The organism is Rhodonellum psychrophilum GCM71 = DSM 17998, assembly GCF_000381545.1.
GTDB lineage: Bacteria > Bacteroidota > Bacteroidia > Cytophagales > Cyclobacteriaceae > Rhodonellum > Rhodonellum psychrophilum.
This window is the reverse complement of the sequence record NZ_KB906696.1, coordinates 1-15,522: the sequence shown is the minus strand read 5'-3', so window position 1 is coordinate 15,522 and position 15,522 is coordinate 1. Positions and strand designations below refer to the sequence as shown.

The following is a 15,522-nucleotide window of genomic DNA, read 5'->3' as shown; positions in this document are numbered from 1 at the left end:
TTGCTTTTTTAAAAAGAATTTTGGGCACATTTTCAAGGGATAAGCTTACAGGGATCATAAATCGATCGAAACTAGGTTTTAGTTGCTCGAAATCAAAGCAAATCACAATTAATTCATTCAAGTAAATGAGCTTTCATTTTCACAATCCTATCCTCGAGTGTTTCCGAAGAAAGTGTGGCCCTTAATCGATCAACCATGATGGGAAATGAAAATGGGGTAAACTGCCCCGGAAACCTAACTTGTATCTCTTGTCGGTTGATCTTCCGGATCGCCTCCAAAATTTTGTCTTTCTCCATCTGAAGGTCCAAAACTTCCCGATGGGCCTGTTCGAGTAACAAATTTGTGGAATCATATTCTTGGAACACACCATAAAGAATTCCCGACGTGGATTGAAGATGCTTAAATTTCAATGGTTTGCCAGGAAATCCCTGAAAGACCAATCCCGAAATGGTCGCAATGTCTCTGAATTTCCTTTTGGCCATTTCGCTTTCGTTGATGCAGGTCAGGATATCTTCGGTGAGATTTTTTTCCGAAAACAGATCTTGTTCCAAAATTTCTTCGATCGGAATGTCAATGTCGGATAGCAGTTCAAAGCCATAGTCATTCATCGCTATGCTGAAACTGATCGGATAACTCACGCTTATTCTATATGCCACCAGTGCGCCCAAAATTTCATGGACAACTCGTCCTTCAAAAGGATAGAAAAACAGATGGAATCCTTCCTTGGAATTGTTCTTTTCTATCAAAAAGGTGCGCCCAGGCACCATAGACAATCGCTCCTGTAATTTCAAAAGTGGAGCGATATATTCTGCTTCTTCGGTCAAAAAATCATTCTGGGAGGCAGCTTCCAAAATTTCCCGGATTTTAAAAGCCAATTTGGAAGTCAGCGAGATTCTACCTCCCATAAACCTGGGTACGTTCACCGTTTTTTTCTTGGAAAGTTGTACCAATGCACTCATTTCTTTGATTTTGATGAATTCCAAATTTCTCCCTGCAAAGAAAAACCGGTCTCCAGATTTAAGTTTTGAAACAAAATTCTCCTCAACCATTCCCAGATAGCCTCCAGTCTTGAACCTAACCTTCAGCATCGGATCACTCACAATCGTCCCCATGGAGAGCCGGTGACGCATGGCTGTTTTTTTGTTATTGACTTTATAAAGTCCATTTTCCTCTATTTCTACTTTGGAGAATTCATCATATCCGCTTAAGGATTCACCCCCATGTGTCACGAATGCTATGACCCAATCAAAGTTTTCCTTGCTGATGTTTTGGAAGGAATGGGTATTTCGGATGACTTCCAGGATTTGGTCAAAAATAAATCCCTCACCGACAGCCAAAGTAATCAGGAACTGAATCAATACATCATATGTGTTTTCGGGGCAATGGATATTTTCCATTTCCTCCTGTTGGATCGCAATTCTGAGCGCGGCAGCCTCCATCAACTCCAATGAGTTGGTAGGTACAAAATAGATTTCACTTGGCACCCCAGGTCTATGTCCCGAACGGCCGGCTCTCTGGACAAATCTTGCTACTCCTTTTGGACTCCCGATCTGAATGACCGCATCCACAGGCCTAAAATCCACACCCAAATCCAAACTTGAAGTGCAGACAACGACTTTCAACCGCCCATCATGCAGGGCATTTTCAACCCATGCTCTTACAGCAGGATCCAGAGACCCATGGTGCATGGCTACCCATCCTGCCCAATCCGGTCTTTTTTCCAGGATCTTTTGGTACCAGATTTCAGTTTGCGCACGGGTATTGGTGAAGAGCAGTAGGGAGGATCGGCTTTCGATGATTGGTATGATTTTATCCAAAAGCTTGATACCCAAATGGCCGGACCATGGATATTTTTCCAGCTCGTCAGGATAGACCGTATGCATGGTAATGTTCTTCTTGATCTTGGCACGGATGATTTCACTCGGGGCGTTTTTCCCAACGAGGATTTCGCATGCTTGCTCCAAGTTTCCGATGGTAGCCGATATTCCCCATAGCTTTAGAGGAAGCGGACAGCTTGCTTTGATGTATTGGACCGCCAACTGAACCTGAACACCTCTTTTGTTTCCCATCAATTCGTGCCACTCGTCCACCACGATACATTTGAGGTTTTCGAATAGCTTTTGGTTTTCTTTTTGGGAAAGTAGGATATGCAAGGTCTCAGGAGTAGTCACCAAACATTCAGGCGGGTTCCTTTTTTGGGAAAGTTTCTGTTTGGCATCCGTGTCACCGTTTCTTACCGAAACTTTCCATGGCAAACCGATTTCAAGGCAAACTTCCTGCATGGCTTTCTGAATGTCCTGTGCCAATGCCCGTAGAGGGGTGACCCAAATGATCTGGAGACCATTTTTTTTGGGCTTTTGCCAATCATCGGGATTGTCTCGGATATATTCCAATAAGATCGGAATCCAGAGTGCAAAAGTCTTCCCGCTTCCCGTAGGTGCGTTCAGTAACCCGGATTTACCCATAAGGTAAGCTTCCCATGTCTCCGTTTGAAAAGCAAAAGGCTGATATCCTTTACTCTTAAAATAATCCTTGCCAATTCGCAAATCTTTATCCACCATATTCGGAAAGCAACGATTTTAGATCTGATAAAGTGTTTGCTTCCGATACAGGTTTGTCCTGTCTCCAGCGCTGGATGCGAGGAAAACGAAGTGCTATGCCGGATTTGTGCCTGGGACTTTCCTGAATTCCCTCAAAGGCGATTTCGAAGACTAGCCCAGGTTTTACCGTCCGCACAGGACCAAAGCGTTCCAGCGTGTTTTGCTTGATATATTTGTCTACTTCCTGTATTTCCAAATCGGTTAATCCCGAGTAGGCTTTGGCAAATGGGATCAATCTATCCCCATCCCAAACCCCGAATGTGTAATCAGAATAAAGATTTGACCTTCTGCCATGTCCTTTCTGGGCATAAATGACCACACCATCTATGGTCAAGGGTTCTGTTTTCCATTTCCACCAATCCCCTCTTTTTCTCCCAACCCCGTAAGTCGATTGGATATTTTTCAGCATAAAACCTTCAGCAAACATTTTTCTGGCCTCTAGGTGAAGTTCACGCAATTCATGCCAGTTCAAGGCTTTCACCTGTACCGAAATCAGTAGATTTTCCTCCTTTGTTTCAAAAACGATTTTCTCCAAAATTGCTCTTCTTTCTCCCATGGAAAATCCTCGGATATCTTTCCCCTGGCTTTCCAAAATATCATAGGTGATAAAACTTACAGGTGCTTCCTTCAATATTTTCTTGCTGAGATTCTTTCTCCCTATCCTGGTTTGCAATTTGGAAAAGGGTAGGGGTTGCCCATTTTGGAAGGCAAGGATTTCTCCATCCAGTACAGTTCCGTTGGGTAATTTCTTTGCCATTTCCATCAATTCTGGGAATTTCTCTGAAATCAATTCTTCCCCTCTTGACCAAACAAAAACTTCCCCATTCCTCTTGATAATCTGGCCGCGGATCCCATCCCATTTCCATTCTATCTGCCAGTCTTGAATGGATCCAAGGTCCTCCAATTCCTTGTCAACCGAATAGGCCAAATAAAACGGATAAGGTCTGGAAAGGTCATCAGAAAAATTTTTGGCTAAAATCAAATCCTGGAAACTCACCGTGTTGGGATGCCAATCGCCCATAATTCTATGGGCAACTTCTGTTTTCTCCATCGCAAAGGTATTTGCCACTGCTTGGGTGATCAAATTTTGGCTGATTCCAACCCGAAAACCTCCAGTGATGATTTTGTTGAAAATAAAGCGGCCATCTTTGCCTAGGGATTTCCAGGCATAAATGATTTTTTCTTTTTTTTCAATCTCATCCAATCCTTCCAGCCCAACCAAATATTGAATCCAATAGGAGAGAGATTCTTCCCGAATCTCCTCAGAAATAGGCAAAAGCAAGGATAGTGTTTCGGCCAAATCACCAACGGAATGATAGGATTCCTCAAACAGCCACATGGGAATTTCCGCCCATTCACAGCACCATTCCCGCATCAATCGGGTATTGATCTGCCTTTTAGGACGTTTGTTGGTGAAGAGTGCTATGGCCCATAAACGATCTTGATCCACCGCATGTGCAAAATAATCCCCCAAAGCAGCCAGCTTATCACTGGTTTTGTTGCTCTGATCCAAATTGGAAAAAAGAAGTGCAAAATGCTTCATTGGCTTTGTTTAAATCAAGTCATTTATTTAAAGTGATGAAAATCACATTGAATCTTCATTAAATTGAATAAATTCAGGTGTGAAATTAACCAAATCCTCGATTCGGTCGTTATTAATTCAAAACACAGAAGAAATGAAAAAGTTGGCTTTTTATTTATTGATGGCAGTTGTACTGGTTTCCTGTCAACCAGAAGAGGAACAAAAATACACCAGCAATAAACTTGAATATGCGCTTTACCAAGGTTCTGAATTTGATTATCAAGGGAAAGTAAATGTTAGGGAATTGGCGAATGGATCGCTTGAGTTGTCCATTGTATTGTCCGGTAAAAAAGATGCTGGAGAGTATTTTTTTCCTACTCATCTCCATTTTGGCGGGTTTGACAGTCCCGATGCACCCATAGCTCATCTTTTGAATCCCGTGAACATCAAGGATTTGAAAAGTGAAACCGTTCTGGGTCCTTTATCTGACGGAAGGAATTTGACCTTCAGTGATTTCAAGAATTTTGATGGACATATTAAAGTTCATCTTGCTGACAGTGGACCTGAATATGGAGTCATCCTAAGTGTAGGCAACGTTGGCAACAATGACAATAGCCTTGATGCATTCAATAGGGAAATGATCACCGTTTGCTCACCGTATTTGGGTAATTAGACTGACGATAAATCAGGTAAGCTTTATCATTTTCTGGAATGGGGTAGGGGGATTTAAAATTGGCAACTTCAATTGCATATCCTTTTAACCTGTTTCATTCATTACCAATTCTATTCCAATCTAAAATTCTTTAATAATCAATTAGTTGTACACTTTTTTTGACTTCACCATATCGGTAATTTTCCTTAATCCATAAAGCATTGAATTTCTTTCGGTTGCAACCCTATTAGGAAGACCAATGCATATTTCGGGGTTCTCTTTTTAAAAAGGATAGTTTCCCAAATCCAAGTTCCATAAAATAGGCAAGATGAAGTAAGAAAATATTGTGATGATGGCAATTGAAATCAAATTCATCCAAAAGCCTGCTTTTACCATATCCGGAATGGTCAAATAACCTGATCCAAACACTACCGCATTTGGGGGAGTCGCCACCGGAAGCATAAAAGCACAACTCGCAGCCATGGTTGCAGCGACCAAAAGTCCAAATGGATGTACACCCATGGAATAAGCCACGGCAGCCAAAATCGGCAAAAGCATGGAAGCCGTGGCCACATTTGAGGTGATTTCTGTCAAGAAATTAACTGCTGCAATGATGATCAAAAGAAAAAGCCAAAAAGCTATAAAATCAAGGAAAACGAATTGATTTCCAATCCAGGAGGCAAGTCCGGTTTCCTTGAATCCCTCAGCCAAAGACAATCCACCACCAAAAAGCAATAAAATACCCCAAGGGATCTTTTCGGCGGTCTTCCAATCTAATAATTTAGTTTTACCATCAGAAGCGGGGAGGACAAAAAGGAGAATCACTCCCGTGATCGCGATAATGGTATCATCAAGGTCAGGTAGTAAATCCTGTAAAATCAAGGATCTTGCTATCCACGAAAAACTCACCAAACCGAAAACCCACAAAACTCTTTTTTCTTCTGTAGATATCGGACCAAGTTGTTTGATTTGATTTTCGATTTCTTCTTTTCCACCAGAAATCGAGAAATTTTTCGGAAAGGGATAGGCCAAATTGACCAAATAGAACCAACAAATCCCCAATAACAGAATTGAGATAGGCAAACCAAAGAGCATCCATTGGGAAAAGGAAATTTCATAGGCATACAATTGTTTGACTACACTGGCCAAGATAATGTTTGTTGGCGTTCCAATCAATGTGGCCATTCCACCTATGGAAGCGCTGTAAGCAATGCCCAACATCAATGCTTTACCAATCCTTGATGGGTTGATTGCACCAGTTTCTTTCAAACCATTGGAAAGCTGGCTCACCACGGCAACAGCTATAGGGAGCATCATCAATACTGTGGCAGTATTCGAAATCCACATGGATAGGAAAGCTGTGGCAACCATAAATCCCAGGATGATCCTTTGGATATTTGTTCCTATAAAAGCAATAATGGTTAAAGAAATCCTTTTGTGCAAATTCCATTTTTCAATGGTGACCGCAATCATAAATCCACCCATGTAGAGCAAAACCATGGGATGCGCATAAGATGAGGCGGTGTCGGAAATATTCAGCGCTCCCAAGAGCGGCAACAAAATCAAGGGCAACAATGCCGTCGCTGCGATGGGTATGGACTCAGTAATCCACCAGGTGGCTACCCAAGCCGTCACAGCCAGCATAGACAAAGACTCAGGAGACATGCCTTTGGGAGAAAGAAAAAGTAGGATGAACAAGAAGAATAGAGGACCTAGGTAGAGGCCAACCTGTGCGGATTTTATTTGGGACATTTCATTTTTAAATTGAGCATAAGGATACTTAAAAAATCATGAATTTCAAACGGATGGAGAGGAATGCAGCATATATGAATCACTCTATTTAACATAATGTAAATTATATAACTTTTAAAGAGCGCTGCCTGCGAGAACCGTACATGTTGGTTGCATTCAGATCCAAAAAAATCCCACCGTATACCAATTGATAATTAACGGCAGCTTTAAAGGTTACACAAGTGATTTGAAATACCAATTTCAATCTGACCTGAAGTTGATTAATGAATATTCAGTTGTTTGCTTTTTTTGCCTTGACCCTATTGGTTATCTAGTTTCAATCCCATCAGCTAACACAACGCATATTTTGAATTTAACAACTGACCTGAATCTGGATCTTGCTTGAATTTCTTCTTATTGTCTCCTAGGCCCAAATTGATCGAGTAAACCACCTAAGCAATACGTCTTTCCTCCATTTCATTATCCATTCAATTCCACTCCATATTTACTTAGCAATCAATCAGTTGTTTGCTATTTAGTCTGATTTTCTTACAGTTCCAACCCCAATAGGAAATCCCAATGCCTATTTCCATCTAACTCAATCAAGTTAGATGCTTTACGTAACTTTTTCGATGTCTTAGAATTCGGGTTTAAAGTTTGATAAATATCTTTCGTTTAAAAAGAAACCAAGCCGGAATGAAATTGATACCCACAAAAATTGACGCGTAAAGCAAACTGACCACTTTAGGCGCAATGCCAATGGAAGTAAATGCATTGAAAAAATGGGCATTCAATGAATGCTCACCAAATGAGAGATAATAAAAAATAATTGCCAAGAGATCAGCCAAAACATACACGGTGATGGCATTCATACCATAGACCACTCCAAATTGTGCCCAATTTTGATTGCTCCCCATATCAATCACATAGATAGAAGAAGCGAGTGTCATGGCTGCCATTCCTGAAGTAAACAATACAAATGAAGGCGTCCAGAGATTTTCGTTTAGCCCAAAGTTCCAGGTCAACACAATACCAATAATAAATGAGATAAACCCCGAGAACAAAAGCGTTTTAACTTTTGCTTCAATGGGTTGTTTTGTAAGCAGAAGTCTTCCAACAATCAAACCCGTGATGCCGGTAACAATAGAAGGGAATGTGCTAAGTATACCCTCCGGATCCCATGTTCCCCGCCACATTTTCCCGGGAAGTAACTGCTGATCAACCCAAGCTGCGAGATTAACACCGGGTTCAAGCATTGCTTTGTCATACCCAGGAGTTGGAATTAACAGCATTGCTAGGGAATAAAGCACCAACACCATCGCACCGATAGCGGCCTGCATACGCCAACTTGTGTGTAAAAACAAAAAGCCACAAACCAGGAAAACAATGGAAATACGCTGCAATGTGCCCGCCCAGCGCACTTCTTCCCAACTGAAATTAGCCAGTATTCCAAAATCATCTACCTGAGAATCGAAGCCTTGCGAGGGGCCTAAATTTAGGATCATTCCCACCATGAATATTTTTATGGCGCGTATAAACAGTTTTTTATACATTTCCTGCGGTTTATTTCCCGCCTCAAGTCGCTTGGAATAAGCCAAGGCGATAGAAACACCAACTGTAAATAAGAAAAAAGGCGCAATGACGTCTGTAAACGTAATACCCCACCATTCACTGTGCCGCAATGGACTGAAAACATAATTCCAGTCACCTGGAAAATTTACAAGTATCATGGCTGCAATGGTAAAGCCTCTGAAAGCATCAAGTGATACTAATCTTTTGTTTTCCATATTACAGTATTTTATTTAAAAAACTAATTGATTCGTCTCCTCAAAAAAGGCCGGCTTCTTTGTCTATTGACACTGAAAAAAAATAGCCGGTAGTTTTCAATTTCTTTTCCGGCTTACAAAATTCAATTCATACAATATAGCCAACCGCATCCTATCTAAATCCAATTGCAATTTTTAATCCGATGTTCTTCCTCAAAGACTTGGCTTCGAAGAAATGTACTGCTTAGGTTTCACCCGATTGAGTTGCAAAAGCCACATCTCCAATTTGAAAAAAATAACTTTGATTCAAACAAACCCTTCCGGTCCATATAAAATCAATCTGATCTTAATTGTAATGCTTATCCAATTAAACCTGTTTTATGCATTACCAATTCAATTTCCCACTTGAAATTGATTAATAATCAATCAGATGGATGCTGTGTTCGACTTCACCATATTGGAGGACCAGGCCTTATTCTCCAAATCGTCTGATTTCCTGTCAGTTTGCCCCCCTATTATGAAACCTAAAGCATATCCCATCTAACTTACCTCAAGTTCGATGTTTTCCGTAACTTTTCCGCTGTCTTGGAATTCGGGTTAAACAGTTTCGGATTTGAGAATCCTACCGATTGACTCTCCTATTTCCAACAGCATATCACTTTCGTCTTTGGTGAAATCATACGAAACCGGCTTGGCAATCCCCAAAACCCCATACAACTCCCCATTAAGCAACATCGGTACAGCAATAGAACCTTCTACCTTTGTTTCTTTCGCCGCTGGTCGGGCTACTCCTGTGTCGTCGGTCTGGAGGTTGCACATTTCCACAGGCTTTCTGCGCTCAGCCGCAATCCCTGCCATTCCTTTTCCTATGGGAATTTTAGACATTTTAGGGAGTAGAAATTCAGGAATTCCTTGCTGGGCCATCAGTACCAAGTGTTGGGATTCCTTGTCAAAAGAATGCAACGTGCCTGTGGAGCAACCAAATTCCGAGATAAGGGTTGTCAACACCTTTTGCCAATGCATTGGACTTGTGGATTCTTTTAAAATGTCAAGAATTGAAGCCGATAAAGCCATAAAATGATTTTATTGATTATAAAAACTAAATATTAAATACATTAGATTTCTCAATGATAGTCAAAATCTTCGTGAAATTATAAGCCTTGAATACCAAAAACAAATTGGTTTCTATAACTTTCATCCTAAATATACTTCGTTTCTATAAATATTAAAATTCTTAAAATGAGCTCCAACCAGCCAGAATCATTCTCGCCTCTCCTGATCCAACATATCTTAGGAGGCAATGCCTTTGTCAAGATTGAGGAAATTCTCAGTAAGATAAAATTTAAAGAACTTGGTTTAAAATTTTCAGGACTCCCCTACTCTTTCTGGCAAGTATTTGAGCACATGCGGATTGCCCAAAAAGACATTTTGGAATTCTCTACTTCTTCCAATTACAAAGAGCTCAGCTGGCCTGAAGAATACTGGCCAACAAATGACCTTCCTGATTCTCCCGAACACTGGATCAATACCCAAAAGGATTTTTTTGATGATCGGGAAAAATTCAATGCATTCCTTTTAAACAACACCAAAAGTCTTTTGCATCCCTTTCCCTATGGAACTGGACAAACCCTTTTCCGGGAAGCATTGCTCATTCTTGAACACAATGCCTACCATACTGGTCAATTGATGATCATCTTAAGGATGTTAGAAGCCGAATCCTGAATACTTCCTTTACCTTCCTTTCTGGATTTAAACGCGAAATATGCATTAGGTTCGCCAATAGGGGTTCAAACTGTCAGAAAATCAGACGATTTGGTGAAGTCAAAAATAATAAACTGAGACTGATTATGAAGTGATTTCAGGTTAGAATTAAATTTGTAAAGCCAAACACGGATCAAACTTATTTCCCTTTCATTAATTCCAATTCCACACTGGTCATATTTCCTTCCAAAGCTTGATCAAGTATCGTATTCCAGCGAGATTGAGCCCCATGGTCCAAACCATGGCGTGTCTGACCATCATATATTTCCTGTAGCCGGTTCATTTCCCGAAAAGCATCCAAAAATGCATCGTTTACCAAACCTTCATAGTTGTCGGGATTCAAATCCATATACTTAAGCTTTTCAACCAATCGATTTCCTACGATCTTGGTGACATCAAAATGCCGTTGTTCATGGTTCAAAGTGTACTCACTTTGGCCACCGCTTTTTATCCAAGATGACCCGGGAAGCATATAGACTTTTACCTCCAAAGGCAGAATAATTGTCCCTTCCTGAACAAAGGAGGCTCCTTCCAAAGATAAACTGGTGAAAATTGTGGCATTGAATCGACTAGCCACATTGGGCCTATCCCTAAAATCTTGAAAGGAAATGGGTTTATTGGCATTATAAAAAACAGTGTCAGGATGGTTGATCCGATCTTTTTCAATAATTTCCACGCGGACCTTATTGGCTAGCCTTCGGTCGTCTGCCGCCTGATCTCTTATCCAATCATTCAAAAACTGAACTGATTTTTTTATGCCTTGGTTTAGAACATTTCCTACCAAATCAGTCCGGTTGATCGATCGTCTGTAATTCATTCCTGCCTCATAATCAACCAAATGTATAGGCTGAAAAGCACCTTCAAGGTAATAAGCAAATTTCATTTTGATATCCCCTGATGCCACCGAATTCCCTTGCTTTTGCTCAACGATGGCAAATTCCAGTACATGCAATTGGATGCGACGAATTTCACCTTTTTTCGGGACGGCATTGTTATAAAATTGCTTGAGCCCTTCTTGAAGACCACCTTCTAATCCATATAAAACGGATTGATTGGAAGAGGTATAGATTTTGCCCAACGCCGGTTTATTGCGTCTTGCGTCAACCACTTCTACCAACTCAAAAATACGCTCTGGCAAGTCCAGTGCGTTCCTTTTTAATCCAAAACTGATTTCCTGCGCTTTTAACGGAGTGATCAAACTTATCAGGAGGATCAAAAGACCCAATAATTTTTCATGCATAATTAAAGTAAACGGAATGCCATTTCAACAGTTTTATTCTCTTTTCGAATATTTTTATTGCAAGGCTTCGGTTTTCCCTTCAAAATTTTGGTTTATTTCTTTTCAAATACCAATCTTGCATGTCCCATAATTTCCCTCTCGAAGCAAACCCTGTTTGGTCTAACCCTGAGTACGGCGAGTTGGTGCCTAAATTCCTTATCGGTAATCAGTTTGGGGACCAATGAAGCAAACCAAAGGTATTTTTTTAGGTCGAATTTATAGAATAATTTAGTCCACTCCCGATTGGTCTTGATATAATCCAGTCGTCCGTCACTGTAAAAAACTTTCTTAAAATAGGGTTCAGCTACCCTTAGGATATGTTCGTGACCATAGGGTATCCATGAATCGGGATTATGTTTGAGCAAAAGTGCCATGATGTAACTATCTGAGCCTTTGGGAGCATTGATATCGATCTCCTCAAAGGGAATCATATTTTTACCAAAAACCATGGATTGCATATAAAACCTCCCCCCTTTGGGAAGAAGGTTGTAAATGTGCTTGAAATAATCATCGTAAACCTCGTCCTGATTGCCATTCAAATAATCCTTGACAGAAGCCACATGTTCGAAACTCCCAAAAGCCGTGACTGCATCAAATAAACCGAAATCCTGTGGTTTGATGTATCTGGCATCCTTGAGGTAAACATCAAGCCCAGATTCAATGCAGGCGGCTGTTTGAGCATCAGAGAGATTCACTCCTACACCGTTTGCGCCAACAGTATCCCTGATATATTTGAGCCAACCTCCCCAGCCACAACCCAAGTCCAATACTTTGGTTCCAGCCTTGATCCCCAATTGATCAATCACAAAATCATACTTTCTTTTTTGGGCCTCGTCCAAACTTAGGGTGAAATCTCCATTGTACATGGCATTGCTGAAGTGGGCATTTTCCCCTAAACTCAGCCGGATAAATTTGTCAATGTTGGAATAAGTGAAATCCATTTCCTTTTTCTTGTCCCAAGTTTGTCCCTCTCTTTCGCTGACACTTGAACCAATCCACTTATCTGTCAAAGTTTCCGGTTTTAACTGATCTGATCCCATTTTTATTTGATTAAAGAGTGAAAAATAAATGATTAAATAGAACTCATTTCTCTCTTAATGTAATAATATATTTAATTTAAGTAATAAAACCTTTAAAACATATTCCCGATTCAAGAAATTTTTTACGCAAAAAAATAAAAACACCCAAAGTCTCAAAAAAAACCTTATGAAATTTAGCAATTGACAAAATAGTGTACAGAATGTTTTTCATTGTCTCAATAAATCAATAAATTATTTGTGAATTACAGTAAAACACCAATTCCAATCTTTCAAACTAAATTTTTAACATTATGGGAAATTTACTTTATATTATCGCAGTGATTTTAATCATTGCCTGGGCAATCGGTTTTATCGGCTACAGTGCGGGTGGTTTGATCCATGTTCTTCTCGTTATTGCCATTATAGCTGTCATTTTAAGGGTGATACAAGGAGGAAGAATCGTTTAAAAAACAAAAGGATTGCAAGATCACCAACTTTGGAACAGGATTGGAAAAATATTCCTTTCCTGTTTTTTTATTGGGTACTGTTTTTGAAGTCAAGGAAAAGTAAAACTAAAATAAATCTTATGGAAACCATTAAATCAGGATCAATAGATGCTTTGTATGAAAGGATTGAGACTTTTGGCAAAACCACCCTTGAACTGTCCAAGCTAAAAACGGTCGCCATAACATCAAAAATAATGACGACTTTGGTGGCGAGAATGGGTCTCATGCTGATGGTTTCAATGTTCTTGCTGGTATCCAGTGTTGGCTTATCTCTTTATCTCGGAGATCTTTTGGGAAAACTTTATTATGGATTTTTTGTAGTTGGGGCCTTTTATTTCCTTATCAGCATCATTTTCTATTTTTTCCTTCACAAATGGGTAGAAAAACCCGTCAGTAATTTACTCATCTCCCAAATTTTAGATTAGACCCAATCATGAAAAAAATAAAATCAGAAACCGACCTGAATGCTGCGATTTGGGCATTGGAAAGAAAACGGGAAGAGGATTTGAGATTGCTCAAGGCGGAGTTCCACCTTGTCTCTGATAACCTCAAGCCCTTGAACCTGATCAAAAACACCTTCAAAAAAGCGACAGAATCTCCGGAAGTAAAGCAGAACTTGTTGAATACCACTTTGGGCCTTTCGAGTGGTTTGGTTCTGAAAAAAATACTTGTTGGCGCATCTGCCGGACCTGCAAAGACCATCATTGGCACAGCCTTGATGCTTGGAATAACCAATGTGCTTTCCCATAATCCAGAAAAAGTGGAAAAGGTGAAAAACAAGATTATCGGTTTTATCCAAACAAAACTAAAAAGGCCTAGGAAACAAATTATTGACATCACGCCAGATTCCAAAGATATTACATATCAAGATCCAGAGAATTGAGATGTAAATTATCTAACGTAATCTTTTAAGTCATCTAGATTGTCCTGAAAATCATATTGAAGATCTTCATGAAGTCCGCTGATCAATTTTTCGACTTTTCCGACTTGTACTTTGTATAGGTTGTCAATGACGGGATGTCGAAACCGGAGGTAACCATATTCCTGCAACATTTTGCAAAAATCGATGATCAACTCAATTTGAGCAGCTTTGTCCTTGGAGATTTTCAAAAATTTATTGAGCTTTCTTCGGATGCCCTGCGCGGATTTTTTGGCGAGATGGTAATGGCTGATATTGGCATTTTGGAATTCACTCTTGAGTTCCTCCTGTACCATTTCGATGAAAAGCCTAGGATTGTCCCGTTCATAAAGTTTAAAAAATAAATATTTTTTATTGTCCATATTGAATTTGGACAAATCTGTAATGAGGGCTATGAGTTCTTTTTCCGATAAAAAATTCAACTCCTTTTTGATATCTGCCAGACTTGCTATTTTCATGTATCCAATAGAATCAAAAACTTGATTGGGTATTTAAAATTGATCGGGAATTTCAGTCGATAAAGGAAGAAATTAAAAAATATTGGATAATTAAACCTTATCCAATATTTTCACTTTTATTGCGCTCAGACCTTTGGGCGTTCTTTCAGTTTCGAAAGTCACTTTGTCGCTTTCCTGAATACTGTCTATGCAGCCGTTCAAGTGGACAAAAATACTTTCCTGTGATTCCTGGTCTTTGATAAAACCATAACCTTTTGATGAGTTGAAGAAGGTTACCGTACCTTTTCTGGTTGGATCTTCAGGCTCAATGTCCTCTTGTCTCGAAACCCCAATCTGGATATTCTCGGCAATGACAACTCTCTTTTTCAGAGGATCAGGAGGAGTTGAGGTAATGTTTCCATCTGCATCAACATAGGCGATCATATCATCTAGATCTCCGCTTTTATCTGTGTTGGCCTTACGGGCAACTTTCTTCTCATCTTTGTCCTGCTTCTTTTTGAGTCTTTTCTTTTCCTTTTCTTTTTTGTTAAAAGTTTCTCTCGATTTTGCCATTTATAATTTTTGTTGTTTGATAATGATGTTCTTTCAATAATTCCCCTTCAATTCCCTAACCCTTAAGGTCCCATCAGTGTTCCCTGATACGTCCAATAAAAATAAACTTTTTACTGAATATGGCTGAAGTTTATAACTTTAAGATTAAAAAACTTTTGTCAATATTTAGGGAACCTAAACAGATTCTTATCAGAATAGCTGTAAGGAATACAAAGTACCGAGAAATTTTAGTTTTTTCCTATTTTGTGGACGGTTATGTTATGAAAATATGGGATTAATAAATGGATAAATCCTGTTTATCATCGTTCAGTCTCCCTTTAGGACATTTTGGGTCGAAAATCAATCGTCTGATAAAACTAAGTTAGTAATTTAATTATTTGTCTTTTGGTCTTGAATCAAAAAAGAAGCAGGATTGTCTCCCGAGGCCACTGAAAAAGTCCTTTGATAAAATGTTAGTAAAAAAGGTGTAGGAAAATTACTTTTCTACACCTTTTTTTTGTATATTTTAATATACAAATAACTCAATATCATGTTATTACATCAACAAGAGATTAAGTTCAGCCAATACAGTTCCATCTATGACTTGATAGTCCCAAAGGACAATCTTCTTAGAAAGATCAATGATATCATTGACTTTAGTTTTGTTTACCAAGAGTTAGTTGATAAATACTGCTCTAATAATGGACGTATGGCACACAGTCCTGTTCGGATGTTTAAGTATCTGTTGCTCAAAACCATTTATACCTTGTCAGATGTC

Annotated in this window: 14 protein-coding genes and 1 pseudogene; 6 read left to right on the top strand and 9 right to left on the bottom strand. The window is 39.5% G+C overall.

Annotation, left to right across the window (positions count from 1 at the left end; all coding sequences use genetic code 11):
- Nucleotides 1-113: 113 nt before the first annotated feature.
- Both F824_RS0123100 and F824_RS0123095 read right to left on the bottom strand, forming a co-directional pair.
- The gene (locus tag F824_RS0123100) at nt 114-2,561 is read right to left on the bottom strand and encodes a ligase-associated DNA damage response DEXH box helicase (protein ID WP_019600316.1); all 2,448 of its coding nucleotides are present in this window, start codon (nt 2,559-2,561) and stop codon (nt 114-116) included.
- Entirely contained in the window at nt 2,551-4,143 is a 1,593-nt protein-coding gene (locus F824_RS0123095; protein ID WP_019600315.1) for an ATP-dependent DNA ligase, read from the bottom strand. Before F824_RS0123095 ends, F824_RS0123100 begins: the two co-directional genes overlap by 11 nt.
- Before the next feature lie 133 nt (nt 4,144-4,276).
- Between F824_RS0123095 and F824_RS0123090 the strand changes: the two genes are divergently transcribed.
- Nucleotides 4,277-4,795, top strand: a complete 519-nt coding sequence (locus F824_RS0123090; RefSeq protein WP_019600314.1) for a hypothetical protein — start codon at nt 4,277-4,279, stop codon at nt 4,793-4,795.
- A 261-nt stretch (nt 4,796-5,056) separates the two neighbouring features.
- Here the strand turns inward: F824_RS0123090 and F824_RS0123085 are convergent, their stop codons facing one another.
- The 3 genes from F824_RS0123085 to F824_RS0123075 form a co-directional block, all read right to left on the bottom strand.
- Nucleotides 5,057-6,526 carry an SLC13 family permease gene (locus tag F824_RS0123085; RefSeq protein WP_019600313.1) on the bottom strand — a complete coding sequence of 490 codons (1,470 nt, stop codon included), beginning with the start codon at nt 6,524-6,526 and terminating at the stop codon, nt 5,057-5,059.
- A 629-nt stretch (nt 6,527-7,155) separates the two neighbouring features.
- Nucleotides 7,156-8,292 carry an acyltransferase family protein gene (locus F824_RS0123080; protein ID WP_019600312.1) on the bottom strand — a complete coding sequence of 379 codons (1,137 nt, stop codon included), beginning with the start codon at nt 8,290-8,292 and terminating at the stop codon, nt 7,156-7,158.
- A gap of 576 nt (nt 8,293-8,868) precedes the next feature.
- Nucleotides 8,869-9,345 (bottom strand): GAF domain-containing protein, encoded by a 477-nt coding sequence (locus tag F824_RS0123075; protein ID WP_019600311.1) that lies wholly within the window; start codon nt 9,343-9,345, stop codon nt 8,869-8,871.
- A 165-nt stretch (nt 9,346-9,510) separates the two neighbouring features.
- Here F824_RS0123075 and F824_RS0123070 point away from each other — a divergent pair, with 165 nt between their 5' ends.
- On the top strand, nt 9,511-9,993 hold the full coding sequence (locus F824_RS0123070; protein WP_019600310.1) for a DinB family protein: 483 nt from the start codon (nt 9,511-9,513) through the stop codon (nt 9,991-9,993).
- A 178-nt stretch (nt 9,994-10,171) separates the two neighbouring features.
- On the opposite strand, the gene F824_RS0123065 is transcribed toward F824_RS0123070, so the two are convergent.
- Both F824_RS0123065 and F824_RS0123060 read right to left on the bottom strand, forming a co-directional pair.
- On the bottom strand, nt 10,172-11,272 hold the full coding sequence (locus F824_RS0123065; RefSeq protein WP_019600309.1) for a hypothetical protein: 1,101 nt from the start codon (nt 11,270-11,272) through the stop codon (nt 10,172-10,174).
- Nucleotides 11,273-11,364: 92 nt separating this feature from the next.
- A complete protein-coding gene (locus F824_RS0123060; protein WP_019600308.1) occupies nt 11,365-12,351 on the bottom strand; it encodes an SAM-dependent methyltransferase in 987 nt (328 codons plus the stop codon).
- Between the two features lie 290 nt (nt 12,352-12,641).
- Here F824_RS0123060 and F824_RS27620 point away from each other — a divergent pair, with 290 nt between their 5' ends.
- From F824_RS27620 to F824_RS0123040, 3 genes are all read left to right on the top strand, one after another.
- A complete protein-coding gene (locus F824_RS27620; protein ID WP_019600307.1) occupies nt 12,642-12,797 on the top strand; it encodes a lmo0937 family membrane protein in 156 nt (51 codons plus the stop codon).
- Between the two features lie 119 nt (nt 12,798-12,916).
- Nucleotides 12,917-13,261 carry a hypothetical protein gene (locus tag F824_RS0123045; RefSeq protein ID WP_139189918.1) on the top strand — a complete coding sequence of 115 codons (345 nt, stop codon included), beginning with the start codon at nt 12,917-12,919 and terminating at the stop codon, nt 13,259-13,261.
- An 8-nt stretch (nt 13,262-13,269) separates the two neighbouring features.
- Nucleotides 13,270-13,719, top strand: coding sequence for a hypothetical protein (locus F824_RS0123040; RefSeq protein WP_019600305.1), 450 nt, complete (start codon nt 13,270-13,272; stop codon nt 13,717-13,719).
- Between the two features lie 8 nt (nt 13,720-13,727).
- Here the strand turns inward: F824_RS0123040 and F824_RS0123035 are convergent, their stop codons facing one another.
- Nucleotides 13,728-14,213, bottom strand: a complete 486-nt coding sequence (locus tag F824_RS0123035) for a hypothetical protein (protein WP_019600304.1) — start codon at nt 14,211-14,213, stop codon at nt 13,728-13,730.
- Nucleotides 14,214-14,303: 90 nt separating this feature from the next.
- Nucleotides 14,304-14,765, bottom strand: coding sequence for a cold-shock protein (locus tag F824_RS0123030; protein ID WP_019600303.1), 462 nt, complete (start codon nt 14,763-14,765; stop codon nt 14,304-14,306).
- Between the two features lie 529 nt (nt 14,766-15,294).
- On the opposite strand from F824_RS0123030, the pseudogene F824_RS26465 reads away from it, so the two are divergent.
- Nucleotides 15,295-15,522: pseudogene (locus F824_RS26465) on the top strand (IS5/IS1182 family transposase); the annotation flags it as partial.